Genomic DNA, 22,024 nt, shown 5'->3' on the forward strand with positions numbered 1-22,024 from the left:
ATTGAACGGCATCTTTCTGGGAGACCATCGACATGGCGACCGACAATCTCAACAATGGCGAGAACGGGTTCGAAAGCGCCCGGAAGGCGTTCGGGGACACCGCCGCAGGTTTCACCAAGCAGGCCGGCGCCAGGGCCCGCGACTATGCGGCACAGGGCAAGGACCGCGCGGTGGAGGCGCTCGACGGCGTCGCCAGCCTGGTGGCGGACGCGGCCACTCAGGTCAGCGAGAAGCTCGGCGATCAATATGGCGGTTATATCCAGCAGGCAGCCGATGCGGTCAGCGGCCTTGCCACCACCCTGCGCGACAAGGACACCGACGAACTGATCGACGATGCCCGCAATGTCGTGCGTAGTTCGCCCGCAATCGCGATCGCGGTGGCGGCGGCGGTCGGCTTTCTGGTCGCGCGGGTCGTCAAATCGGGGCTGACGCCAAAAGCTGTCAACGACGAGCCAGCTGCTACCCCGTCCCCCGCCGCGAAACCGCGAGCCGCGCGAAAGCCCGCCACCCGCAAGGCCGCACCGAAGAAGGCAGCGCCCAAGGCGCCGCTGGCCGACACACCGATCGCGGACGCCCCGGCGCCGGACGCGCCCGCAGCCTGATCCTTGCAAACGGGGCAACCAGAGGAACAGGAGCCGATCGGCGCGCTGCTGGCGCGGCTGGTCGAAGACGGCCGCGCGCTTGCCAAGGCCGAGCTGGCGCTGTTCCGTACCGACTTCTATCGCCGCATCGGCCGGGCCCGGACCGGCGCGCTGTTCCTGCTGATCGGCGCGATGATGGGCCAGGCGGCGGCGGTGACTTTTCTCGTCACCCTCTCCTTCCTGCTGACGCCATGGCTCGGCCGGCTCGGCGCTGCCTCCCTTTCGGTGCTGCTCGGCCTCGGCCTGGCGGCGTTGTTGATCCGGATCGGCGTGCGCAAGCTGCTACTGGTGGTTGAGGACCCCGAAGAAGACGAGGATGGCGACGGCCTGCCGGATTATCCGAGCCCGGTCGACGAGTTGTTCGAGCGGGTAAGGCTGCGTTCCCAGGCAGCCCGCAACCAGCTGGTGGAAACGGTGGGCGAGACCCAGGCACGGCTCCATCCGCAGGCGCTGATAGCCGATCTGGCCGATATGATGGTCGATCAGGCCCAGGCCATGAGCCATCGCGCGGTCGATGCGATCCGGCGGCGGCCGGTTCGCGCTACGGCGGCGGTGATCGCACTGCTGCTGGTTCTGATACGTCCGCCGCTTTATGGGATGATGACGGGTCTGGCGCGTGCAACCCGGCGCCGCACGGCGAGTTTCACCGACAAGCGGGCCGGAAATCCGGCCCAGGATGAGGAGATCAGCGCATGACGACCCAGAAGAACGAGGGCCAGGGCGGCCAGGGTGAAGGCCGCTCCGGCATCAAGCAGCGTGCGGCCCAGGCGAAGGATTATGCGGGCGAGAAGCTCAGGAGCGGCGGCGACGCTGCCCGGGCCGCCGGCCGCAAGGTTGCCGGCGAGGTCGACGCATTTCCCGTGGCCGCGCTGGTTGGCGGTCTCGCCGTCGGGGCGGTGCTGGGAGCGCTGCTGCCACGCACCCGCCAGGAGGAGCAATTGCTCGGATCGATCGGCGGCGCGATCAACGAGCGGGCGAAGGACGCCATGCTCGCCGCGCGCGATGCCGGCCAGGCCAAGCTCGACGAACTCGGCATCAGCAGCGACGCCGCCGGCAAGCAGGTCGGCAGGCTGATTGATTCGCTGGGCCAGGTCGCGGAAAGCGCCGGGAGCGCCGCTATCGACGCCGTGCGGCACTGATCGTTTCGGTTCAAACCGGGTTCATCGCCGGCGGCCTATCCCCTCGGCAAATCGGCGCGCTGTCCGGCGCGCGCATGGAGAAGACACATATAATGAAGAAGATCATCCACCTTGCCGGCGCGGCGATGCTGATGGGCAGCATGCTCGCCGCCCCGATCGCCCCGGCGCAGGCCGCGGTCGTCGCCAACCAGGATGCCGGCGCGTTCATCAACTCGCTGGGCGCCGAGAGCTTCGCAGTGCTCAAGACCGGCAACAAGGCGGCGGTCCGCACCAAATTCCGCGAATTGCTGTCCCAGCATTTCGCGATCGACGCGATCGGGGAGCGGCTGATCCGCCGCTGGCAGAACCAGATCACCCCGGCGCAGAAGGCGGCCTATAAGGCGGCCATCCCCAATTTCATCATCGGCACCTATTCGGACAATCTGTACGATTATGCCAATGCGACGATGAAGGTGATCCGCACTGCTCCGGCCGGCAGCGGTTTCAATGTCGTGACCCAGGTGCAGAAGCCGGGCGCGCAGCCGATCAGCGCCGTGTGGTCCGTGGCCAAGGTCAGCGGCGCTTTCAAGGTGACGAACCTGACCGTGGCGAACATCAACCTTGCCGTAACCCAGGGCCAGGATTTCGATGCGATCATCCAGCGCAAGGGAATCGACGGCCTCATTGCCATGATGAAGGCGCGCGGCTAAACGGACCCGCAACGGTCGCCCCGTTTTTCGCGGGGCGGCCGCAAAACATAAGAGCGATTCCACCCTCCCCAGGATCGCGCGCAGTCAGCAGGAGGCGGAGCCAGTCATCGTCCCATGATCGGGCGATCAACGGAGCATTCGCATGAGCAAGATCCATCTGGTGTTCGGTGGCCGCGTCAAGGATCCGCGCGGTCTCGATTTCGAAGACCTCAACCAGATCGACGTGGTCGGTTTCTTCGAGGATTATAAATCCGCCGAGAAAGCATGGCGCGGCGCGGCCCAGCGCACGGTCGACGATGCCGAAATGAAATATGTGGTGGTCCATCTCCACAAGCTGCTCGAGCCCGAGCTGGAATAGGCTCCGGCGATTTCGTCCCGGCCTCCGCCGGGTGACGTCAGCGGGCAGCCCGCCCCCATCGCAGCAGGGGCCGCGTCAGCAGCAAGCCCGCCAGGAAGCCGCCGACATGCGCGGCGGTAGCGATCGCCATGCCCATGTCGGCGAAGGCCAGGCCCATCAGGAACTGGACGCCGATCCAGGCCGCCGCGAGCCAGAGGGTGTTGACGGCCGCCCCCAATACCGGATGGCTAGCGAACCCGCGCGGCCGGCCGAACAGCAACGCATAGGCCGCGAACACCGCCGAGATCGCGCCGCTGGCGCCGATCATCGGCGTGCCGTCCGCCGGATTGGCGAGGAACTGCGCGCCCGCCGCCGCATAAGCGCCGACCAGATAGAGCAGGCCAAGCCCCAACGGCCCGATCACGGCCTCAACCATCCGGCCGCAGAAGACCAGCATCAGCATGTTGAACATCAGGTGGATAACGCCGCCGTGCAGCAGGGTCGCCGTGACGGGGGTGACCCACATCGGGAGCGCGCCGTCCAGCGTGGCGCCGCTCAGCCGCGCGGGAATGAAGCCACCCGCCAGATCGGCGACCTCGGTCCAGCCCAGCAAGGCGAGCAGCCCGTAGACCGCCACCGTGACGATGGCGATCGCGCTGGTGGCCCGGGCTGGCGGCGGCCGCATCGGCGCGGTGGGCGGGTTCAGATGAACTCGATCTTGGAGACGAGGTAGAAGCGGTCACCCGAGGGCACCGTCACCTCGACCTCGTCGTCGACCTTCTTGCCGATCAACGCACGGCCCAGCGGCGAATTATAGCTGATCCTGCCCGCCTTGGCGTCGGCCTCGGTCTGGCCGACGATCTGGTAGCGCACCGGCTTCTCGTCATCGTCCAGCAGCGTAACCGTGGCGCCGAACACGATCTTGTCGCCCGACAGGTCACGCGGGTCGATGACCTGGGCGCGGCTCAGCCGGTCCTCGATATCTGCGATCGACGCCTCGATCTGGCCTTGGCGCTCCTTGGCGGCGTGATATTCGGCATTTTCCGAAAGATCGCCATGCGCGCGCGCTTCCTCGATCGCATCTACGATCAGCGGCCGTTCGGCTTTGAGACGGGCGAGCTCCTCGGTGAGCATCCTCTGCCCCTCCGCCAGCATCGGCATCTTCTCAACGCTCGCCATCGTGCCCTTTACCTTCCGTCAAAACTGCTGATCCCCGGACGACCCGCGTCGGGCCGCCCGCACCGACTCCTGCGATGTGGGGATCAGGCGTGCGAACCAGAATAATAGGATTGAAGCGCGCGCACTTCAAGCTTGCGCTCCCGGAGCGCCCCGATCGCCTGTGCCGCGGCCACACTCGCCGCCGCCGTGGTGAAATATGGGACACGCCCATAAAGCGCGGACGTCCGGATCGCCTTCGAATCGAGCAGCGACTGCCAGCCTTCGGTGGTATTGAAGATCAGGTCGACATTGCCATCGACGATCCGGTCGACGATGTTGGGCCGCCCCTCGCGCTTCTTGAGCACGCTTTCGACCTCGACCCCCTGTTCGCGCAGATATTGCGCGGTGCCGCTGGTCGCGAGGATGGTGAAACCGAGTTCGACCAGCTTCTTCACAGCCGGCAGGATATGCCCCTTGTCGCTGTCCTTGACCGAGACGAAGGCCGTCCCGCCGAGCGGCAGCTTGTTGCCGGCTCCCGCCTGCGCTTTGGCAAAGGCCGTGGCAAAATCAGTATCAATTCCCATGACTTCGCCAGTTGATTTCATTTCTGGTGAAAGCACCGGATCGACACCCGGGAAGCGTGCGAACGGGAAGACGGCTTCCTTGACGGCGATATAATCGATGTCCAGCTTGATCGGCGGAAGCTGCTTCAGTCGCTCGCCCGCCATAACCCGCGCCGCGATCTTGGCAATTGGCTGGCCGATCGCCTTGGCCACGAACGGCACAGTGCGGCTGGCGCGCGGATTGACCTCGATAAGGTACACCGTGCCATCTTTCACGGCGTACTGCACGTTCATAAGTCCGCGCACCTGGAGCGCGCGCGCCAGCGCGTCGGTCTGGCGCTCGATCTCGCGGATGATCTCCTTCGGCAGGCTGTAGGGCGGCAGGGTGCAGGCACTGTCGCCCGAATGGACGCCCGCTTCCTCGATATGCTGGAGCACGCCCGCAACTACGACATCCTCGCCATCGCATAGCGCGTCGACATCGACCTCGATCGCATCACGCAGATACTGATCGATCAAAACTGGCGAATCACCAGATACTTGGACGGCAGTAGTAATATATTGTTCGAGCTGCGCGGGATCCTCGACGATCTCCATCGCGCGCCCGCCAAGCACGTAGCTTGGCCGCATCAGCACCGGATAGCCGACCCGCTCGGCAACCGCGAGCGCCTCCTCGCGGCTGCGGGCGATGCCGTTGCGCGGCTGGTGCAGGCCCAGGCTCGAAACGAGAGCGGCGAAGCGCTCGCGATCTTCCGCAAGGTCGATCGCGTCGGGCGAGGTTCCGAGGATCGGAATGCCCGCGTCCTCCAGTTCCTGGGCCAGTTTGAGCGGCGTCTGTCCACCGAACTGGACGATCACACCCTTCAGCTTTCCGCGCGATTGCTCGACGTGCAGTATCTCCAGCACGTCCTCCGCCGTCAGCGGCTCGAAATAAAGCCGGTCCGACGTGTCGTAATCCGTGGAGACGGTCTCCGGGTTGCAATTGATCATGATCGTTTCGTAGCCGGCGTCCGCGAGCGCGAAACAGGCATGGCAGCAGCAATAATCGAACTCGATCCCCTGCCCTATCCGGTTCGGGCCACCGCCGAGGATGACGATCTTCTCGCGGTCGGTGGGCTGGCTCTCGCACTCGGGCTCGCCGAAGCTCGGCGCCTCGTAGGTCGAGTACATATATGGCGTCTTCGCCTCGAACTCGGCCGCGCAGGTGTCGATCCGCTTGTAAACCGGACGGACGCCCAGTTTGTGGCGGTGCGCGCGCACCTCCTTCTCGGTGATGCCGCCCGTCATCGCCCTGGCCGCATCATGGACGATGCCCGACCCTCTGGCCTGCTCGCGTTCCATACCCGCCAGATTGGCCGAGCGCAGAGCCAGCCAGGCGAGCCGCTTGTCGGAAAAGCCCATTGCCTTGAGTTTGCGCATTTCGGCGGCGTCACGAGGCAGGCCCTCGCGGCAGACCTTCTCCTCCGCCGCGACGATCTCGGCGAGCCGTTCGAGGAACCAGGGCTCATATTTGGCGATGCGGTGGATATCCTCGACGCTGAAGCCCTCGCGCAGCGCCTGCACCGCGACAAGCAGGCGATCCGGTGTCGGTCGCGCCAGTTCCTCCTCGATCCGCGCGCGCGGCGCACCCTTGAGTTCGTCGACGACGTTGAACCCGGCGAGGCCGGTTTCCAGGCCGCGCAGCGCCTTCTGCATCGATTCCTGGATGTTGCGGCCGATCGCCATCGTCTCGCCCACCGACTTCATCGCGGTCGACAGCAGCGGTTCGGCGCCCTTGAACTTCTCGAAGGCAAAGCGCGGGATCTTGGTGACGACATAGTCGATCGTCGGCTCGAACGAGGCCGGGGTAGCGCCGGTGATGTCGTTGGTGATTTCGTCGAGCGTGTAGCCGACCGCAAGCTTCGCGGCGACCTTGGCGATCGGGAAGCCGGTGGCCTTCGACGCGAGCGCCGAGGAGCGCGACACGCGCGGATTCATCTCGATCACGACCAGGCGGCCGTCGGCCGGATTGACCGCGAACTGCACGTTCGATCCGCCGGTCTCCACCCCGATCTCGCGGAGAACCGCGATCGAGGCGTTGCGCATGATCTGATATTCCTTGTCGGTCAGCGTCAGCGCCGGCGCGACGGTGATGGAATCGCCGGTGTGGACGCCCATCGGATCGACATTCTCGATCGAGCAGATGATGATGCAGTTGTCGTTGCGATCCCGCACGACTTCCATCTCATATTCCTTCCAGCCGAGCACCGATTCCTCGATCAGCACCTCGGTGGTCGGCGACGCGTCCAGGCCGCCGGTGACGATCTTGACGAACTCGTCCTTGTTATAGGCGATGCCGCCGCCGGTGCCGCCCATGGTGAAGCTGGGCCGGATGATCGCGGGCAGGCCGACATAATCAAGCGCGCGCAGCGCTTCGTCGAGGGTGTGGGCGACGTCCGAACGGGGGCTTTCCAGGCCGATCTTGTCCATCGCCCGGCGGAATTTCATCCGGTCCTCGGCCTTGTCGATCGCCTCGGCGTCGGCACCGATCATCTGGCAGCCATATTTCTCCAGCGTGCCGTCGTTGAACAGCGCCAGCGCGGTATTGAGGGCGGTCTGGCCGCCCATCGTCGGCAGAACGGCGTCGGGCCGCTCCTTCTCGATGATCTTGGCGACGATCTCGGGCGTGATCGGCTCGACATAGGTCGCATCGGCCATGTCGGGATCGGTCATGATCGTCGCGGGGTTCGAATTGACGAGGATGATGCGATAGCCCTCCTCGCGCAGCGCCTTGCACGCCTGCGTCCCCGAATAATCGAACTCGCACGCCTGGCCGATGACGATCGGGCCGGCGCCGATGATCAGGATGGATTTAATGTCGGTGCGCTTTGGCATTATTCGGTTTTTCCATCCTGTAGCTCACAACCCCAACCGTCATATTCGACGCCGAATATCTGCTCGATCCGAAGGCAGGTCGTGGTCAGTTCTTTTATTGAAGCGGCATCGGCCGCCTGGTCACGGGTGAGGAACAGGCAGGGCTCGCCCTCCTCATCCTCTTCGATCTCGATGAACTCGAAGCCGAATTCCTCGGCCCGGTCGGTCAGTTGCACCAGCGCCTCGGTGGTGCCACGAAAGCTCACATCGACCGGGCGGACGAGCTCGGGCCGGTCGCCATTCTCCTTGAGATTGGCGAGAACTTCCGCATCGGCGAGGCATTCCTCCTCGAGGCGAGCTGGATCGATCGCGGGAAGCGTCACGCCGGTTTCCTCAGCTGGTCCACGAACTGCTCGAACAGATAATGGCTGTCCTGCGGGCCGGGGCTGGCTTCGGGGTGGTACTGGACGCTGAACGCCGGCTTGTCGGTCAGCCGCAGGCCGGCCAGCGATCCGTCGAACAGCGAGACGTGGGTCGGCTCGGCATTGGCGGGCAGGCTGTCGGCATCGACCGCGAAGCCATGGTTCATGCTGGTGATCTCGACGCAGCCGTCCGAGGCGCGCTTGACCGGATGGTTGGCGCCGCGATGGCCCTGGTGCATCTTGTAGGTCCTGGCGCCCACCGCGAGGCCGAGCATCTGGTGGCCCAGGCAGATGCCGAACAGCGGCTTGCCAATCTCCAGCAGCTTCCGGATGACGGGCACGGCATATTCGCCGGTCGCGGCCGGATCGCCCGGGCCGTTCGACAGGAACACGCCGTCGGGGTTGTGCGCCATCACCTCCTCGAAAGTGGCGGTGGCGGGAACCACCGTCACCCGCGCGCCGGCAGCGACGAGGTTGCGCAGGATGTTGCGCTTGAGGCCATAGTCGATCGCGACGACATGCGGCGCGTCGGCCGCGGCGGCGTCGACGTCATAGCCTTCGCCCAGCGTCCACAGCCCGTCGCCCCATTTGTAGGTCTGGGTGGCGCTCACCTGCTTGGCGAGGTCCATCCCTTCCAGCCCGGGCCATGCGCGCGCCTTCTGGCGCAGCGCCTCGACGTCGAACTCTCCCTTGGCATTATGGGCGATGACGCCGTTGGGAGCGCCGTTGATCCGGATCGCGCGGGTCAGCGCGCGGGTGTCGACCCCCGACAGGCCGATCCGGCCATTCTGCTTCAGCCAGGCGTCGAGATGCTGGGTGGCGCGGAAATTGGCCTGCTCGGTCACATCCTCGCGCACCACCATCCCCAGCGCATGCGGGTTGGATGCCTCGACATCCTCGGGGTTGGTGCCGACATTTCCGATATGCGGGAAGGTGAAATTGATGATCTGCCCGGCATAGGAGGGATCGGTCATCACCTCCTGATAGCCGGTCATCGCGGTGTTGAAGCAGACCTCGCCCACCGCCTCACCCTCGGCGCCGAAGCCGCGGCCCCATATCAGCGTCCCGTCGCCCAGCACCAATACGCCCGTCGCGCCCGCAGGAGGATTATGACGCGCGTGTTCGGTTTCGGCCACTAGGGGCTCCTCGGGCTTGGGTCGGCGGGCAAACGGCGGCGTAACTAGGCAGCACTCCCGGCAGGGTCAATTCTATTAAAAGAAGAATCTCTGTGCTAGGGCTCCGCCTTTCCCGATCCAGCTCTGGCAGGCATCCCATGATTCGAGACGATATCAAGACGGCGCTGGTCGCCGCTATGAAGGCGCGCGACACGACGACAACCGCGGCAATCCGCCTGATCCAGTCGTCGATCAAGAACCGCGACATCGAACTGCGCACCGCTTCCGCGCAGCCCGACGACGATCTGCTGGTCACCGAGGTGATGCAGAAGATGATCAAGCAGCGCCGCGAATCGATCGAGATGTACCAGAAGGGCAACCGCCCCGAACTGGCCGAGGCGGAGGCGGCCGAAGTGGCGGTGATCGAGCGGTTCCTGCCGAAGCAGATGGACGAGGCCGAGGCCAAGGCCGCGATCGACGCGCTGGCGACCGAACTGGGCGCTGCATCGGTCAAAGACATGGGCCGGGTGATGGCGGCGCTGAAGGAGCGTTATGCCGGGCAGATGGACATGGCCAAGGCGAGCGGGCTGGTGAAGGCGCGGTTGGGGTAAGTGGCCGAAGAGGAGGACGTTCTTTCTCCCCTCCCGCTTGCGGGAGGTTTCCTCCTTCCGTTCGTCCCGAGCGAAGTCGAGGGACGCTGCGCTCGACAGTAGGGATGCGCTATAGCAAGTTCGCGCCATGGCGTTCTGGGTCTATATCCTTCAATGCGCGGATGGCCGTTACTACACAGGCCAGACCGACGATCTGGAACGGCGCGTGGCTGAGCATCAGACGGGTGAATTTTGCGACTTCACCGCCAGGCGCCGGCCCTTGTGCTTGGCCTGGACCGAAAGCTTTCAGACTCGAATCGAGGCGTTGGAGGCTGAACACCGGATCAAGTCCTGGTCCCGCGCCAAGAAGCAGGCTTTGATCCGAGGCGACTGGGCCAGTCTTTCCTACTTCGCGCGTCCTCCTAGTGAACGTCCCTCGACTTCGCTCGGGACGAACGGAGAAAAGGAGATTGGTACGGGGAAGTCTCGAAAATGAGCCTCTCCCCCCAATTCCTCGACGAACTGCGCGCGCGCGTCACCTTGTCGACGCTGATCGGCAAATCGGTGAAGCTCACCAAGGCCGGGCGCGAGTACAAGGCCTGCTGCCCGTTCCATAACGAGAAGTCGCCCAGTTTCTACGTCAACGACGACAAGGCCTTCTACCATTGTTTCGGCTGCGGCGCGCATGGCGATGCCATCCGTTTCCTCACCGAAGCGAAGGGCCTGTCCTTCATTGATGCGGTCAAGGAGCTGGCCGACGGCGCCGGCATGGAGGTCCCCGCCCCTGATCCCCGCGCGGCGCAGCGCAATGAACAGCAGGCGGGGCTCCATGACGTCATGACCGCGGCGGCCGCCTGGTTCGAGGAGCAGCTCGCCGGCATCGACGGTACCCAGGCGCGGGCCTATCTGGAGCGGCGCGGCATATCGGCCCAGCTCGCCAAGGCGTTCGGCATCGGCTTCGCCCCTGATTCGCGCGGGCGGCTGAAGGCGGCTCTGAAGAGCTATGGCGAGGGCAAGCTGATCGAGACGGGCCTTCTCATCCTCGTCGAGGACAAGGAGCCCTATGACCGGTTCCGCGGCCGGGTAATGATTCCGATCCGCGACCAGCGCGGGCGGACGATCGCGTTCGGCGGCCGCATCCTCGACAGCGGCGAGCCCAAATATCTGAACTCGCCCGAGACACCGCTATTCGACAAGGGCCGCACCCTGTTCAACATCGACCGCGCCGGCCCTGCCGCGCGCAAGGCGAACCGGGTGATCGCGGTCGAGGGGTATATGGACGTGATCGCGCTCACCAAGGCGGGCATCGACGAGGCGGTCGCCCCGCTCGGCACTGCCTTGACCGAACAGCAGCTGGAACGGCTGTGGTGGATGGCCGAGGTGCCGATCCTCTGCTTCGATGGCGACAAGGCCGGCCAGAAAGCCGCGGTCCGCGCCGCACAGCGCGCGCTACCGATGATCGCACCTGGCCGCACGTTGCGCTTCGCCCTGCTTCCCGGCGGCCAGGACCCCGACGACCTCGTCAAGTCGGGCGGGAGTTCCGCGGTCGAGAAGGTGCTGGGCGAGGCGATCAGCCTCGACGAATTGCTCTGGCGCGCCGAGCATGAGGCTCAGCCGCTCGGCACGCCCGAGGCGCGCGCCGGCTTGCGCAAGCGATTGGGCGATCTCGCCGCGACGATCCAGGATGGCGACGTCCGCTATCAGTACCAGATGGAGTTCCGCCGCCGCTTCGACGAGCAGTTCGGCCAGGCGCGGCGCCAGCCCTATGAGCGCCGGCCCTTCCAGCCCCGCCAGCAGCGCCGCCCCGGCCAGCCCTGGAAACCCGAGCCCGAACCGCCGCTGCGCGCCACCCATGCGGTCAACCAGTCGGGCATCGAGCCGCGGATGATGCGTGCTGCGATGGCCGGGCTGCTGCGCTACCCTGCCCTGCTCGCCGAAAAGAATGAGCTTATCGGCAGCCTCAGGATCGATGACGAGGCCCTTGTCAGCCTGCGCACCATAGCGTTCGACGCCAGCTTTTCCGGTGTCCCGCTTGAAAAGGAAAGCCTCGAAACCATATTGCGGGAGGCGGGGCTTGGATCGCTGGTCGAGGAGCTCAAGGCTACGAACACTCTTGCCTTTTCGTTTTTACGCGGCAATGCCGAGTATAATCGTGCTGTGCATGACCTGTCGGCAACGATCGACGCTTTGGCAGCCATCCCTTCGCTGGATGCGGCGCTGCGCGAAGCCACCGACAGGCTGGGCATGGAAACGAGCGAGGCACAGTGGTCGGAGCAGCAAAGGCTGCGCGAGGCACTCGCCGACGCTAGACGCGCGCTCACCGATCTCGCCCAGGGCGGGGACGGCGGGGGCGTTTGAACTGTTTCGGCCGGTTGGTCCCGGCTGCATGTGATTGAGGGCTGGTCGTACATGGCGAAAACGAACGGGAGCGAGAGTGGCGAGCGCATTGATGGCGACGCCCCGCTCATCGATCTCAATGAAGGATCGCTCAAGAAGCTGATCGCCCGTGCCAAGCGCAAGGGCTACATCACCTATGAGCAGCTCAACGAGGCGCTGCCGCAGGACCAGATGACCTCCGACCAGCTCGAGGACGTGATGTCCGCGCTCAACGAGATGGGCGTGAACATCGTCGAGAACGAGGATGCCGGCGAGGACGAGCAGCCCGAGGAGGAGAATCTCGACGAGGCCGCCTCCGCCGATGAGGGCGATTCCGGCCCGACGCTGACGACCACCGCCAAGAAGGAAACCGTCGATCGCACCGACGATCCGGTGCGCATGTACCTGCGCGAGATGGGCGCGGTCGAACTGCTCAGCCGCGAGGGTGAGATCGCGATCGCCAAGCGCATCGAGGCGGGCCGCGACACGATGATCCTGGGCCTCTGCGAGAGCCCGATCACCTTCAACGCGATCATCGACTGGTCGAACGCCCTCAACGAAGGCACGATGCAGCTGCGCGAGATACTCGATCTCGACGCCATGCTGTCCAAGGGACCGACCGCCGAGCAGGTGGAGAATGAGGACGGCGACGGCGAGATTTCCGCCGAAACCGCGGGGCCGACCTTCAAGGAGGAGGAAGAGCCCGAGGAAGAGGAAGCCCAGTCGGACGACGACGAGGAGTCGATGACCGAGCGGCGCGCGCCGCGCCCGCAAGAGGAGGAGGACGAGGACAACACCCTTAGTCTCGCCCAGATGGAGGAGCAGCTCAAGCCGATGGCGCTGGAGCGGTTCGCGGCGATCACCGATCTCTACAAGACCTTCTCGCAGGTCCAGAGCGCGCGCGTCGCCGCACTGGGCGTCGGCGACGACTTCCCGGCCGCCGAGGAGGAGCGCTACCAGGGCCTGCGCGAGCAGCTCACCGCCGAGGTGGAGAGCGTCCAGTTCCACGGCGCGAAGATCGAATATCTCGTCGACCAGCTCTATTCGTTCAACCGGCGCCTGACCACGCTGGGCAGACAGATGCTGCGCTTGGCCGAACGCCACAAGGTGCCGCGCAAGGATTTCCTGGAAGCCTATATCAACCGCGAAATGGAAGATGGCTGGCTCGAACGGGTCGGCAAGCTCGACAAGAAATGGGCAAATTTCGCGGCGAACGAGGCCGATGCCGTCGATCGCATCCGCAACGAGATCGGTGAGATCGCCCAGGCGACCGGCATGGCGCTCGGCGAATTCCGCCGCATCGTCAACATGGTGCAGAAGGGCGAGCGCGAGGCGCGCATCGCCAAGAAGGAGATGGTCGAGGCCAATCTGCGCCTCGTCATCTCGATCGCCAAGAAATACACCAATCGCGGCCTGCAGTTCCTGGACCTGATCCAGGAGGGCAATATCGGCCTGATGAAGGCGGTCGATAAGTTCGAATATCGCCGCGGCTATAAGTTCAGCACCTATGCGACCTGGTGGATCCGGCAGGCGATCACCCGCTCGATTGCAGATCAGGCGCGGACCATCCGTATCCCGGTCCACATGATCGAGACGATCAACAAGCTGGTCCGCACGAGCCGCCAGATCCTCCACGAGATTGGCCGTGAACCGACCCCCGAGGAACTGGCCGAACGCCTGTCGATGCCGCTCGAGAAGGTTCGCAAGGTGATGAAGATCGCCAAGGAGCCGATCAGCCTCGAAACGCCGATCGGCGACGAGGAGGACAGCCATCTTGGCGACTTCATCGAGGACAAGAACGCGATCATCCCGGTCGACGCCGCGATCCAGGCGAACCTGAAGGAAACGGTAACCCGCGTCCTCGCCAGCCTGACCCCGCGCGAGGAACGCGTGCTGCGCATGCGCTTCGGCATCGGCATGAACACCGATCACACGCTGGAGGAAGTCGGCCAGCAATTCTCCGTGACCCGCGAGCGCATCCGCCAGATCGAGGCGAAGGCGCTGCGCAAGCTCAAGCATCCGAGCCGCAGCCGCAAGATGCGGAGCTTCCTGGACCAATAGGGTCCTCGACTGTCACAGGGTATGCCGCCCCGGCCTCCCAGGAGGTTCGGGGCGGTTTTGTTTCGCCGGTCTCTTCAGCCATATTTTTCAGAACTGAAATTATTGCGAGTAGTTCGCATTAGCTATTGCCGCGTCCAGCCCTTCACGCTACGCGACGGACTGTGAACCAGTCGCCCAACCCTTCCAGTTTCGCCGCCAGGCGCAAGCCGGCGTCAAAGCCCTGGTATCGCTCGCGGGGCTGGTGGCTTAAGCAGCTCCATGGGTGGCACTGGATGAGCGCCGCGCTGTCCCTGATCGGGATGCTGCTGTTCGCGGCGACGGGTATCACCCTGAACCATGCCTCGACGATCGCCGCTTCACCGACCACCCAGGCCTTGTCGGCGCAGCTCCCTGCGCCGCTGCTCGCGCAGCTTGCCAAGCCCCAATCCGAAGCCGCCCCCCTGCCCGCCCCGATCGTGCGGGAACTGGAGGGCAAGCTGGGCCTCGACGCGTCGGGGAAACCCGGCGAATGGTCTGATGACGAAGTCTATGTCGCGCTGCCCCGCCCTGGCGGCGACGCGTGGATCAGCATCGACAGGGCCAGCGGCGCGGTCAGCGCGGAGATCACCGACCGGGGCTGGATCAGCTTCGCAAACGATCTTCACAAGGGCCGCAACAGCGGCATGGCGTGGAGCTGGTTCATCGACATCTTCGCCGGCGCCTGCATCCTCTTCACGCTGACCGGCCTCTTCCTGCTCTACATGCATGCGAAGCCGCGCCCGCTCACCTGGCCGCTGGTCGGACTTGGCCTGGTCATCCCGCTGCTGCTCGTCCTTTTCTTCCTCCATTGAGAGTATCGTCCATGCGTAACAGCACGCCCTTTTTGCTCGCCGGCGGCCTGATCGCGGCGCCGGCCGCCGCGGCCGGCACGATCAACGTCACCATCCCGCAGCTCAAGGTCGCCGAATATCACCGGCCCTATGTCGCAGTGTGGCTGGAGCCGGCCGGCGGCGGCGCGATCCGGACGCTAGCGACCTGGTATGAGGTGAAGAAGGGCGGCAACGAACCGGGTACGAAATGGCTGTCCGACCTGCGCGCCTGGTGGCGCAAGGGCGGCAAGAGCATGAAGATGCCTGCCGACGGGATCAGCGGTGCGACCCGCGCGCCCGGCACACACGCCATCCCGCTCCCCGCCGACCTGAAGCCCGGCAATTATGTCCTCAACGTCGAGGCCGCACGCGAGACCGGCGGCCGCGAACTCGTCACCGTGCCGATCAGCGTTCCTGCCAAGGCCGCCAAGGCGGCCGGCAAGACCGAGCTTGGCGCGATCACCCTCTCCGCCCGCTGAAAGGACCGCCCATGACGCGCCTGCCCCTCCGCCTGCTTGCCGCCACCGCGCTGCTCTCCCTGCCCGTTGCGGCCTCCGCCCATCGCCAGTGGCTGGTTCCCAGCGCCACCGTCTTTTCCGGCACCGACAGCTATGTGACGGTCGACGCCGCCAGCTCGAACGACCTGTTCTTTGCCGACCATCGCCCGTCGTCGCTCAATGCGATCAAGGTCTGGGCGCCCGACGGCAGCGAGGGGAAGATCGAGAATGGCGCGTCCGGCGCCGTCCGCTCCACCTTCGACGTCAAGCTCGACAAGCCCGGCACCTGGAAGATCGGCACCCTCAACTCCATGGTCACCGGCAGCTTCAAGCTGAACGGAGAGGAGCGCCGGGTCGGCGGCCGGATGGGCGGTGGCGCTGGCGGTCCCGGCGGCGGCACCCGCACGCCGCCGGTCGCGGTGGCGGATATTCCGGCCGAGGCGACCGACATCAAGCTGACCGAGATCATCAGCCGCAACGAGATCTACATCACCGCCGACGCATCGAGCGCCACCGTGTTCAAGCCGAGCGGCAAGGGGCTGGAGTTCGAGCCCGTCACCCATCCCGACGCGCTGGTCGCGGGGGAGACGGCCAGCTTCCGCTTCCTGATCGACGGCAAGCCCGCCAGCGGCCTGAAGGTCACCGTCGTCCCTGGCGGCAAGCGCTACCGCAATGACGATGGCGCCCGAGATTTCACCACCGGCGCCGACGGCATCGCCAGGATCGACTGGCCCGCCGCCGGGCTCTACTGGATCAATGCGACCGCCACCGACAACAAGCCGTCCGAGCCCAAGGCCAGCCAGCGCCGGATGGGCTACACCACCACGGTAGAGGTGCTGCTGCCCTGATCGAAGTCCGCATCGCCCTGCCCCGCGACATCGCGGCCCCGGCCTTCGGTGATCCGGGCCGGCCGATCGTGGATCTGGGCGGGGAGACGATGGGCACCGGCTGGTCGATGCGGTTCGCTGCGCCGGTGGGCTGCGACATGGCGGCGATCGAGGCGGCCATCCTCGCCCGGCTGGACGTGATCATCACCGAGATGAGCCACTGGCGGGCGGATTCGCTGATCTCCGCCTATAACCGCGCCGCGCCGGGGAGCTGGCACGCGCTGCCCGCCGACTTCGCCCGCGTCATGCAGGCGGCGATCGGGATCGCGCACCGCAGCGGCGGCGCCTTCGATCCCACAATAGGCCATCTCGTTGACCTCGCCGGTTTCGGCCCCGATCCCGCGCGACTTGACGAAGACCCCGGCCGGATCGAAGCCGCGCGGACCGCCGCGGGCTGGCAGCGGCTGCGCTATCATGAGGGGCGGCTGCTCCAGCCGGGCGGCGTGGCGCTCGATCTCTCGGGCATCGCCAAGGGCCACGCCGTCGATGCCGTCGCAAACCTCCTCAATGAGCAGGGCATTTCCGACGTGCTGGTCGAAATCGGCGGGGAACTGGCGGGGCGCGGCATTCGGCCCGATGGGGATCCCTGGTGGGTCGATCTGGAGGATCCACCCGGTATCTCCCTGCCCCGCCTGCGTATCGCTCTGCACCGGCTCGCGGTCGCCACCTCGGGCGATTACCGTCGCGGTGGCCACACCCTCGATCCGCGAAGCGGGAGGTCGATCGCCAACGGGTTGCACTCGGTCAGCGTGATCCATCCCAGCGCCATGCTGGCCGACGCCTGGGCCACCGCGCTGACCGTGCTGGGGCCGGAGGACGGTTTGGCGACGGCAAAGCGGGAAGGCCTGGCGGCACGCCTGGTGGCGGATCGCGAACTGCTCAGCCCCGCGCTTCTCGCGATGCTCGAATATTGACGGTTTTTTGTCGTCGCGATTTCTGGGCCGTCAGATGTCCCATCTGACCTGAAATCGCTCAGGCCCCTTGCCCCATCGTCCCTTCGTCGCCATAGGGGCGGCACATTCCCAGCTATGAGGCCGCGATGAAGACCCGCGTCTATGTCACCCTGAAGGGCGGCGTTCTCGATCCCCAAGGCAAGGCGATCCACCACGCGCTCGGCTCGCTCGGCTTCACCGGCGTCAACGACGTCCGCGCCGGCAAGCTGATCGAACTCGATCATGAGGACGACGTCAGCGATGCCGACCTAGAGGCGATGTGCAAGAAGCTGCTCGCCAACACGGTGATCGAGAATTTCCGGATCGAACGCGGCAACTGAAGGACCTTCCGTCATGAAGAGCGCGGTCATCGTCTTCCCCGGATCAAACTGCGACCGCGATCTCGCCGTCGCGATCCGCGACGTCACCGGCCAGGCGCCGGCGATGCTGTGGCACCAGGAAACCGAACTGCCCGACGGCATCGGCCTTATCGCGGTGCCGGGCGGCTTCTCCTATGGCGATTATCTGCGGTCCGGCGCGATGGCGGCCCGGTCGCCGATCATGCGCGCGATCGTCGAGGCGGCCGGGCGCGGCATTCCGGTGCTCGGCATCTGCAACGGCTTCCAGATTCTTACCGAGGCAGGGCTGCTGCCGGGCGCGCTGATGCGCAACGCGGGCCTCAACTTCGTCTGCCGCGACGTCGCGCTGACCGTGGAGAACAGCCAGTCGACCTTCACCGCGCGCTACGACAAGGGCGAGACCGTGCATTTTCCGGTCGCGCACCATGACGGAAACTTTTCCGCCGATGCCGAGACGCTCGACCGGATCGAGGGCGAGGGCCGCGTCGCCTTCCGCTATGCGGAGGCGGTCAACGGCTCGGCGCGCAACATCGCCGGTATCCTCAACGACGCCGGCAATGTCCTGGGCATGATGCCGCATCCCGAGCGCGTGATCGAGGCCGCGCATGGCAATAGCGACGGCCGTCGCCTGTTCGAGGGTCTGCTCGAGGCGGTGGCCTGACGTGCATGGTGCCGGCTGCCTGTGCGGTGCCGTGCGCTTCACGATCGATGCCGATCCGCTCGCGGCTCGCACCTGCTGGTGCCGGCTCTGCCAGTATCTGGGCGGCGGCACGGCGACGGCGAACATCTGCTTCCCCAGTGACAAGGTCAGCTGGACCGGCGAGATCGCCTATCATGAGAATGTAGCAGACAGCGGTAACGCGATGCGCCGCGGCTTCTGTCCGGCCTGCGGAACCCCGCTGACCAGCGAGGCGCTGAGCCGCCCGCACCTGATCTTCCTGCGGATCGGCGCGCTCGACGATCCGAACCTGATGGGCCCGCAAGCGACGATCTGGACCAGCCAGGCCCCCGACTGGGCCTGCATCTCGACCGAGATACCGAGCATCGATACCCAGCCTCCGCCTGTCGCCTGATGCCGGGTAGCGGGCTCGCCCTCTTCGTCGCCGCGGCGCTGTGCGAGATCGCTGGCTGCTTCGCCTTCTGGGCCTGGCTCAAACTGGGCAAGTCGCCCCTCTGGGCAGTGGGCGGAACGATCCTGCTGGTGCTGTTCGCCTGGACGCTGACCCGCGTGGACAGCGCCGCCGCCGGGCGGGCCTTCGCCGCCTATGGCGGCATCTACATCGCGGCATCGCTTTGCTGGATGTGGGCGGTCGAAGGCGCCCGGCCCGATCGCTGGGATTATGCCGGGGCTTTCCTGTGCATATTGGGGAGCGCCGTCATCCTGCTCGTCCCGCGTTCCGCCTGACTGTTTTGCCCTCGGCTCTATCGGCATAGGATGCGCCATAGTTCGAACGCCTTGGGTCCCGAACAAGTTTTCGAGCTTTGCGCACTGGAGATTCCCGATCAGACGCGCGTCCTGAAAGGCGTGAAGTCGGTACCGCTGTCGAACACGTCGACGCCTTCCCTGCCCTTCAGGAAATCGACGACGAAGTAGGTGACGGGCGTCAGCAGCACCTCCCAGCTCACCTTGAGCGCCCATTGGGTGATGAGCACCTGGAGCACCAAGGCGTGGGTCCAGCCTTCCGCGCCCCAGAAGGCGAGCGGGTAGAAGATCAGGCTGTCGACCGCCTGCCCCGCCACGGTCGAGCCGATGGTCCGGCTCCAGAGATGCCGGCCCTTGGTCATCAGCTTCATCTTCGCAAGGACATAGCTGTTGACGAATTCGCCTGCCCAGAAGGCGGTGATCGAGGCGAAGACGATGCGCGGCACCTGTCCGAACACCTGCTCATAGGCCTGCTGGCCGGTCCAGTCGGGCGCGGGCGGCAATGCCACCACGACCCAGCTCATGAACGCCATGAACAGCAGCGCCACCGTTCCCGCCCAGATGCAGCGGCGGGCGCGGCCATAGCCGTAGACCTCTGTCAATATGTCGCCGATGACATAGCCGATGGGGAAGAACAGGATACCGGCGCCGAACGGCCAGTACCCGACCCCCGGCAATTCGATCTCGGCCACCTTTCCGGCACCGAGCACGTTCGACAGCAGCAGGATCACGACGAACGCCGCCATCACGAAATCGAAATAGCGAAAATGGCGGCCACGTATGGCGGCTCCATCGGATGCGACGGGCGCGCTGGTCGTTTCGCTCATGCCCCCACACTAACCGCGTTCCATCCGAGTGCAATCCACGCTATCTGCACCCCCGCCGCGCGCCCGTAGCTCAGTTGGATAGAGCACGAGCCTTCTAAGCTTGGGGTCGCAGGTTCGAATCCTGCCGGGCGCGCCATCTTTTCCCAAGCCGCGAATCCAGCTCTACGCTCAACGCCAGACAGTGCATTGTCGAGCGCTCAATAGGAAACTAGTAGCTGGAACCGACCGGCAGCCAGCGCCGCAGCTGCCGTTGCTGCGGGGGCATCGTGCAATATCGGAACGAAATCGACGGGTTGCGCGCGGTCGCGGTGCTTCCGGTCATCCTCTTCCATGCCGGCTTCAGCATGTTCAGCGGCGGCTATGTCGGCGTGGACGTGTTCTTCGTCATCTCCGGCTACCTGATAACCAACATCCTTATCGCCGATCTCGAAGCAGGGCGTTTCTCCCTCTGGCGCTTCTACGAGCGGCGCGCACGACGCATCCTGCCGGCGCTATTTCTGGTTACGCTGTGCTGCATTCCCTTCGCCTGGCTGTGGATGCTGCCGTCTCAGCTTGTCGATTTTTCTCAATCGCTGGTTGCCGTCAACACCTTCACGTCGAACATCCTCTTCTGGCGGGAGAGCGGATATTTCGATGCCGCAACCGAGCTGAAGCCGCTGCTCCATACCTGGAGCCTCGCGGTTGAGGAGCAATTCTACATATTCTTCCCGCCGCTGCTTGCAGTCCTGTGGCGATATGGAAGAAACGCGACGCTTGGCATCCTGATCGCCGTCGCCGCCATCAGTCTGGCCCTTGCCCAATGGGGATCGACCGCCGCACCCAGCGCGACCTTCTATCTGATCCACACGCGCATATGGGAACTGGGGACCGGGTCGGCCTGCGCGCTCCTCCTGAAAGGAAGAGCGCCTTATCGGAGCGACCTTCTGGCGGGATCAGGCATCGCCCTGATCCTGTGTGCGGTGTTCCTTTTCGATGAAGCCACGCCTTTCCCCTCGGCTTGGGCGCTCGCTCCTGTATGGGGTACGGCCTTGATCATATTGTTCGGGGACAGAGCTACGGCGACGGCCCGGCTGCTGTCGCGAGGCGCGTTCGTCCAGATCGGGCTCATAAGCTACAGCGCATATTTGTGGCATCAGCCATTGTTCGCATTCGCCCGGATCCACAGCCTGCAAACGCCCGGCAAATGGATGATGGCGCTTCTTGCCCTTGCCTCGCTCATCCTTGCCTATCTCAGCTGGCGGTTCGTGGAGAGGCCGTTCCGGCGCCCCGACGGCGTGTTCAAATCCCGCCGGGCGCTGTTCGGGACGAGCGCGGCAATTGCCGCCTCTATGTGCGCGGCGGGCATCATCGGCCATGCCTCGCTTGGCTTTCCGAACCGGCTTTCTTCCGAAGCGAGAGCCGTACTCGCCACAAACATGGATTCGTTCGAACGCGGCGTGGCTCCCTGCTGGGACCTTGCCGGCCGCCACGATGCCGGGCGGCCCTGCATGATAGGCGATGTCCGCCGCCGCCCTTCATTCGCACTTGTCGGGGATAGCCATGCCGGTGCCCTGCTCACCACCCTGAATGCAGCGGCAGCGCATCGGCATATCGCCGGACGCGGATACACGTTCCGCAGCTGCCCGCCGCTTCAGGAACTGGTCTCCGCGACGGCCGAGGATGGACTGCGCGCCTGCGAAAATCTTCGGAGACGGTTCTTCAACGACATCAGCCATGATCCGCAGATGCCCGGCACCATCATAGTCAATGCCCGCTGGACATTGCTCATGAAGCGGCGCGGTTTCGACAATGGCGAGGGCGGTGTTGAATCGGTCAAGGAGTGGATCTGGAAGCTCGACCTTGCCGACCAGACCTATGAGCAGCGCATGGCGCAGGCATTTGCCCGCTCAATTCTCGCGATGGTGCGATCGGGAAAGACCGTCATACTGATCTATCCGGTTCCCGAGATGGGGTGGAATGTTCCGCAACAATTGGCCAGGGAAATCAGCCGATCAGGCAAAATCGGTCCCGCTTCGGCCTCGATCAGCCATCAGGCCTTCCTGGAACGCTCCGCCACGGCGATCCGCGCCCTTGATGCGATTGGGGAATATCCCAACCTGATCCGGATCAGGCCAAGCAGCCTTCTCTGTCACCGGGTGGAAGGCCGATGCGTCGCCCATATGGACGGGCGCCCTCTTTATCTGGACAGCAATCATCTGTCGGATGCAGGCGCTGCCTTGATCCTCGGTCAGATCATGGGAAATCTGACTCGGCGTGACCACCCGCATCGCTCGACAAACCACCATCAACCTTGATGATCTGGCGCGA

At 65.1% G+C, this 22,024-nt stretch carries 24 protein-coding genes and 1 tRNA gene; 19 read left to right on the forward strand and 6 right to left on the reverse strand.

The window, feature by feature from the left end:
• Positions 1 to 32: 32 nt before the first annotated feature.
• From CMV14_RS13520 to CMV14_RS13540, 5 genes are all read left to right on the forward strand, one after another.
• Positions 33 to 602 (forward strand): hypothetical protein, encoded by a 570-nt coding sequence (locus CMV14_RS13520; protein WP_066963395.1) that lies wholly within the window; start codon positions 33 to 35, stop codon positions 600 to 602.
• Positions 603 to 605: 3 nt separating this feature from the next.
• Entirely contained in the window at positions 606 to 1,337 is a 732-nt protein-coding gene (locus tag CMV14_RS13525) for a phage holin family protein (protein ID WP_066963392.1), read from the forward strand.
• Positions 1,334 to 1,780: a hypothetical protein gene (locus tag CMV14_RS13530; RefSeq protein WP_066963389.1), complete on the forward strand. Its 447-nt coding sequence runs from the start codon at positions 1,334 to 1,336 to the stop codon at positions 1,778 to 1,780. Before CMV14_RS13525 ends, CMV14_RS13530 begins: the two co-directional genes overlap by 4 nt.
• Positions 1,781 to 1,872: 92 nt before the next feature.
• Entirely contained in the window at positions 1,873 to 2,469 is a 597-nt protein-coding gene (locus CMV14_RS13535; protein WP_066963552.1) for an MlaC/ttg2D family ABC transporter substrate-binding protein, read from the forward strand.
• A 142-nt stretch (positions 2,470 to 2,611) separates the two neighbouring features.
• Positions 2,612 to 2,827 carry a DUF4170 domain-containing protein gene (locus tag CMV14_RS13540; protein WP_066963386.1) on the forward strand — a complete coding sequence of 72 codons (216 nt, stop codon included), beginning with the start codon at positions 2,612 to 2,614 and terminating at the stop codon, positions 2,825 to 2,827.
• A gap of 37 nt (positions 2,828 to 2,864) precedes the next feature.
• Here the strand turns inward: CMV14_RS13540 and CMV14_RS13545 are convergent, their stop codons facing one another.
• The 5 genes from CMV14_RS13545 to carA form a co-directional block, all read right to left on the reverse strand.
• Complete coding sequence (locus CMV14_RS13545) at positions 2,865 to 3,491, reverse strand: rhomboid family intramembrane serine protease (protein ID WP_066963383.1); 627 nt, start codon at positions 3,489 to 3,491, stop codon at positions 2,865 to 2,867.
• 17 nt (positions 3,492 to 3,508) lie between these two features.
• On the reverse strand, positions 3,509 to 3,985 hold the full coding sequence (gene greA / locus CMV14_RS13550) for a transcription elongation factor GreA (RefSeq protein ID WP_066963381.1): 477 nt from the start codon (positions 3,983 to 3,985) through the stop codon (positions 3,509 to 3,511).
• 83 nt (positions 3,986 to 4,068) lie between these two features.
• Complete coding sequence (gene carB, locus CMV14_RS13555; protein WP_066963378.1) at positions 4,069 to 7,401, reverse strand: carbamoyl-phosphate synthase large subunit; 3,333 nt, start codon at positions 7,399 to 7,401, stop codon at positions 4,069 to 4,071.
• The gene (locus CMV14_RS13560) at positions 7,401 to 7,763 is read right to left on the reverse strand and encodes a ribonuclease E inhibitor RraB (RefSeq protein ID WP_066963375.1); all 363 of its coding nucleotides are present in this window, start codon (positions 7,761 to 7,763) and stop codon (positions 7,401 to 7,403) included. Before CMV14_RS13560 ends, carB begins: the two co-directional genes overlap by 1 nt.
• Complete coding sequence (gene carA, locus CMV14_RS13565) at positions 7,760 to 8,938, reverse strand: glutamine-hydrolyzing carbamoyl-phosphate synthase small subunit (RefSeq protein WP_066963373.1); 1,179 nt, start codon at positions 8,936 to 8,938, stop codon at positions 7,760 to 7,762. The genes CMV14_RS13560 and carA overlap by 4 nt, the downstream gene beginning before the upstream one ends.
• A 137-nt stretch (positions 8,939 to 9,075) precedes the next feature.
• On the opposite strand from carA, the gene CMV14_RS13570 reads away from it, so the two are divergent.
• From CMV14_RS13570 to CMV14_RS13625, 12 genes are all read left to right on the forward strand, one after another.
• Positions 9,076 to 9,528, forward strand: coding sequence for a GatB/YqeY domain-containing protein (locus CMV14_RS13570; protein ID WP_066963370.1), 453 nt, complete (start codon positions 9,076 to 9,078; stop codon positions 9,526 to 9,528).
• Between the two features lie 127 nt (positions 9,529 to 9,655).
• Complete coding sequence (locus tag CMV14_RS13575; protein WP_066963369.1) at positions 9,656 to 10,003, forward strand: GIY-YIG nuclease family protein; 348 nt, start codon at positions 9,656 to 9,658, stop codon at positions 10,001 to 10,003.
• Positions 10,000 to 11,865, forward strand: coding sequence for a DNA primase (dnaG, locus tag CMV14_RS13580; protein WP_066963366.1), 1,866 nt, complete (start codon positions 10,000 to 10,002; stop codon positions 11,863 to 11,865). The genes CMV14_RS13575 and dnaG overlap by 4 nt, the downstream gene beginning before the upstream one ends.
• A gap of 51 nt (positions 11,866 to 11,916) precedes the next feature.
• Entirely contained in the window at positions 11,917 to 13,944 is a 2,028-nt protein-coding gene (gene rpoD / locus CMV14_RS13585) for an RNA polymerase sigma factor RpoD (RefSeq protein WP_066963364.1), read from the forward strand.
• A gap of 161 nt (positions 13,945 to 14,105) precedes the next feature.
• Positions 14,106 to 14,774: a PepSY-associated TM helix domain-containing protein gene (locus CMV14_RS13590; protein WP_066963362.1), complete on the forward strand. Its 669-nt coding sequence runs from the start codon at positions 14,106 to 14,108 to the stop codon at positions 14,772 to 14,774.
• Positions 14,775 to 14,785: 11 nt separating this feature from the next.
• A complete protein-coding gene (locus CMV14_RS13595; RefSeq protein WP_066963359.1) occupies positions 14,786 to 15,271 on the forward strand; it encodes a DUF2271 domain-containing protein in 486 nt (161 codons plus the stop codon).
• 11 nt (positions 15,272 to 15,282) lie between these two features.
• Complete coding sequence (locus CMV14_RS13600) at positions 15,283 to 16,137, forward strand: DUF4198 domain-containing protein (RefSeq protein ID WP_066963356.1); 855 nt, start codon at positions 15,283 to 15,285, stop codon at positions 16,135 to 16,137.
• An 89-nt stretch (positions 16,138 to 16,226) separates the two neighbouring features.
• Positions 16,227 to 17,090: an FAD:protein FMN transferase gene (locus CMV14_RS13605; protein WP_066963550.1), complete on the forward strand. Its 864-nt coding sequence runs from the start codon at positions 16,227 to 16,229 to the stop codon at positions 17,088 to 17,090.
• A gap of 125 nt (positions 17,091 to 17,215) precedes the next feature.
• Positions 17,216 to 17,449, forward strand: a complete 234-nt coding sequence (gene purS, locus CMV14_RS13610; RefSeq protein WP_066963354.1) for a phosphoribosylformylglycinamidine synthase subunit PurS — start codon at positions 17,216 to 17,218, stop codon at positions 17,447 to 17,449.
• 13 nt (positions 17,450 to 17,462) lie between these two features.
• Complete coding sequence (purQ, locus tag CMV14_RS13615; protein ID WP_066963352.1) at positions 17,463 to 18,128, forward strand: phosphoribosylformylglycinamidine synthase subunit PurQ; 666 nt, start codon at positions 17,463 to 17,465, stop codon at positions 18,126 to 18,128.
• Between the two features lies 1 nt (position 18,129).
• The gene (locus CMV14_RS13620; protein ID WP_238147033.1) at positions 18,130 to 18,540 is read left to right on the forward strand and encodes a GFA family protein; all 411 of its coding nucleotides are present in this window, start codon (positions 18,130 to 18,132) and stop codon (positions 18,538 to 18,540) included.
• A complete protein-coding gene (locus tag CMV14_RS13625) occupies positions 18,540 to 18,872 on the forward strand; it encodes a YnfA family protein (protein ID WP_066963351.1) in 333 nt (110 codons plus the stop codon). The genes CMV14_RS13620 and CMV14_RS13625 overlap by 1 nt, the downstream gene beginning before the upstream one ends.
• Before the next feature lie 98 nt (positions 18,873 to 18,970).
• Here CMV14_RS13625 and CMV14_RS13630 read toward each other — a convergent pair whose 3' ends face one another.
• Positions 18,971 to 19,717 carry a queuosine precursor transporter gene (locus CMV14_RS13630; RefSeq protein ID WP_066963347.1) on the reverse strand — a complete coding sequence of 249 codons (747 nt, stop codon included), beginning with the start codon at positions 19,715 to 19,717 and terminating at the stop codon, positions 18,971 to 18,973.
• A 59-nt stretch (positions 19,718 to 19,776) separates the two neighbouring features.
• Between CMV14_RS13630 and CMV14_RS13635 the strand changes: the two genes are divergently transcribed.
• Together CMV14_RS13635 and CMV14_RS13640 are read left to right on the forward strand one after the other, a co-directional pair.
• Positions 19,777 to 19,853, forward strand: a tRNA-Arg gene (locus CMV14_RS13635).
• A gap of 130 nt (positions 19,854 to 19,983) precedes the next feature.
• Complete coding sequence (locus CMV14_RS13640; RefSeq protein WP_066963346.1) at positions 19,984 to 22,011, forward strand: acyltransferase family protein; 2,028 nt, start codon at positions 19,984 to 19,986, stop codon at positions 22,009 to 22,011.
• The last annotated feature ends 13 nt before the right edge of the window (positions 22,012 to 22,024 follow it).

Source organism: Rhizorhabdus dicambivorans, assembly GCF_002355275.1.
GTDB classification, from domain to species: domain Bacteria; phylum Pseudomonadota; class Alphaproteobacteria; order Sphingomonadales; family Sphingomonadaceae; genus Rhizorhabdus; species Rhizorhabdus dicambivorans.

Excerpts from the sequence above, each read along its gene's own strand:
- CMV14_RS13595 (WP_066963359.1), top strand. The coding sequence starts at position 14,786 with ATGCGTAACAGCACGCCCTTTTTGCTCGCCGGCGGCCTGATCGCGGCG.
- purQ (WP_066963352.1), top strand. The coding sequence starts at position 17,463 with ATGAAGAGCGCGGTCATCGTCTTCCCCGGATCAAACTGCGACCGCGAT.
- carB (WP_066963378.1), bottom strand. The coding sequence starts at position 7,401 with ATGCCAAAGCGCACCGACATTAAATCCATCCTGATCATCGGCGCCGGC.
- CMV14_RS13605 (WP_066963550.1), top strand. The coding sequence starts at position 16,227 with ATGGGCACCGGCTGGTCGATGCGGTTCGCTGCGCCGGTGGGCTGCGAC.
- CMV14_RS13630 (WP_066963347.1), bottom strand. The coding sequence starts at position 19,717 with ATGAGCGAAACGACCAGCGCGCCCGTCGCATCCGATGGAGCCGCCATA.
- dnaG (WP_066963366.1), top strand. The coding sequence starts at position 10,000 with ATGAGCCTCTCCCCCCAATTCCTCGACGAACTGCGCGCGCGCGTCACC.
- purS (WP_066963354.1), top strand. The coding sequence starts at position 17,216 with ATGAAGACCCGCGTCTATGTCACCCTGAAGGGCGGCGTTCTCGATCCC.
- greA (WP_066963381.1), bottom strand. The coding sequence starts at position 3,985 with ATGGCGAGCGTTGAGAAGATGCCGATGCTGGCGGAGGGGCAGAGGATG.
- CMV14_RS13600 (WP_066963356.1), top strand. The coding sequence starts at position 15,283 with ATGACGCGCCTGCCCCTCCGCCTGCTTGCCGCCACCGCGCTGCTCTCC.
- CMV14_RS13570 (WP_066963370.1), top strand. The coding sequence starts at position 9,076 with ATGATTCGAGACGATATCAAGACGGCGCTGGTCGCCGCTATGAAGGCG.
- CMV14_RS13540 (WP_066963386.1), top strand. The coding sequence starts at position 2,612 with ATGAGCAAGATCCATCTGGTGTTCGGTGGCCGCGTCAAGGATCCGCGC.
- CMV14_RS13545 (WP_066963383.1), bottom strand. The coding sequence starts at position 3,491 with ATGCGGCCGCCGCCAGCCCGGGCCACCAGCGCGATCGCCATCGTCACG.
- CMV14_RS13625 (WP_066963351.1), top strand. The coding sequence starts at position 18,540 with ATGCCGGGTAGCGGGCTCGCCCTCTTCGTCGCCGCGGCGCTGTGCGAG.
- rpoD (WP_066963364.1), top strand. The coding sequence starts at position 11,917 with ATGGCGAAAACGAACGGGAGCGAGAGTGGCGAGCGCATTGATGGCGAC.
- CMV14_RS13535 (WP_066963552.1), top strand. The coding sequence starts at position 1,873 with ATGAAGAAGATCATCCACCTTGCCGGCGCGGCGATGCTGATGGGCAGC.
- CMV14_RS13530 (WP_066963389.1), top strand. The coding sequence starts at position 1,334 with ATGACGACCCAGAAGAACGAGGGCCAGGGCGGCCAGGGTGAAGGCCGC.
- CMV14_RS13520 (WP_066963395.1), top strand. The coding sequence starts at position 33 with ATGGCGACCGACAATCTCAACAATGGCGAGAACGGGTTCGAAAGCGCC.
- CMV14_RS13575 (WP_066963369.1), top strand. The coding sequence starts at position 9,656 with ATGGCGTTCTGGGTCTATATCCTTCAATGCGCGGATGGCCGTTACTAC.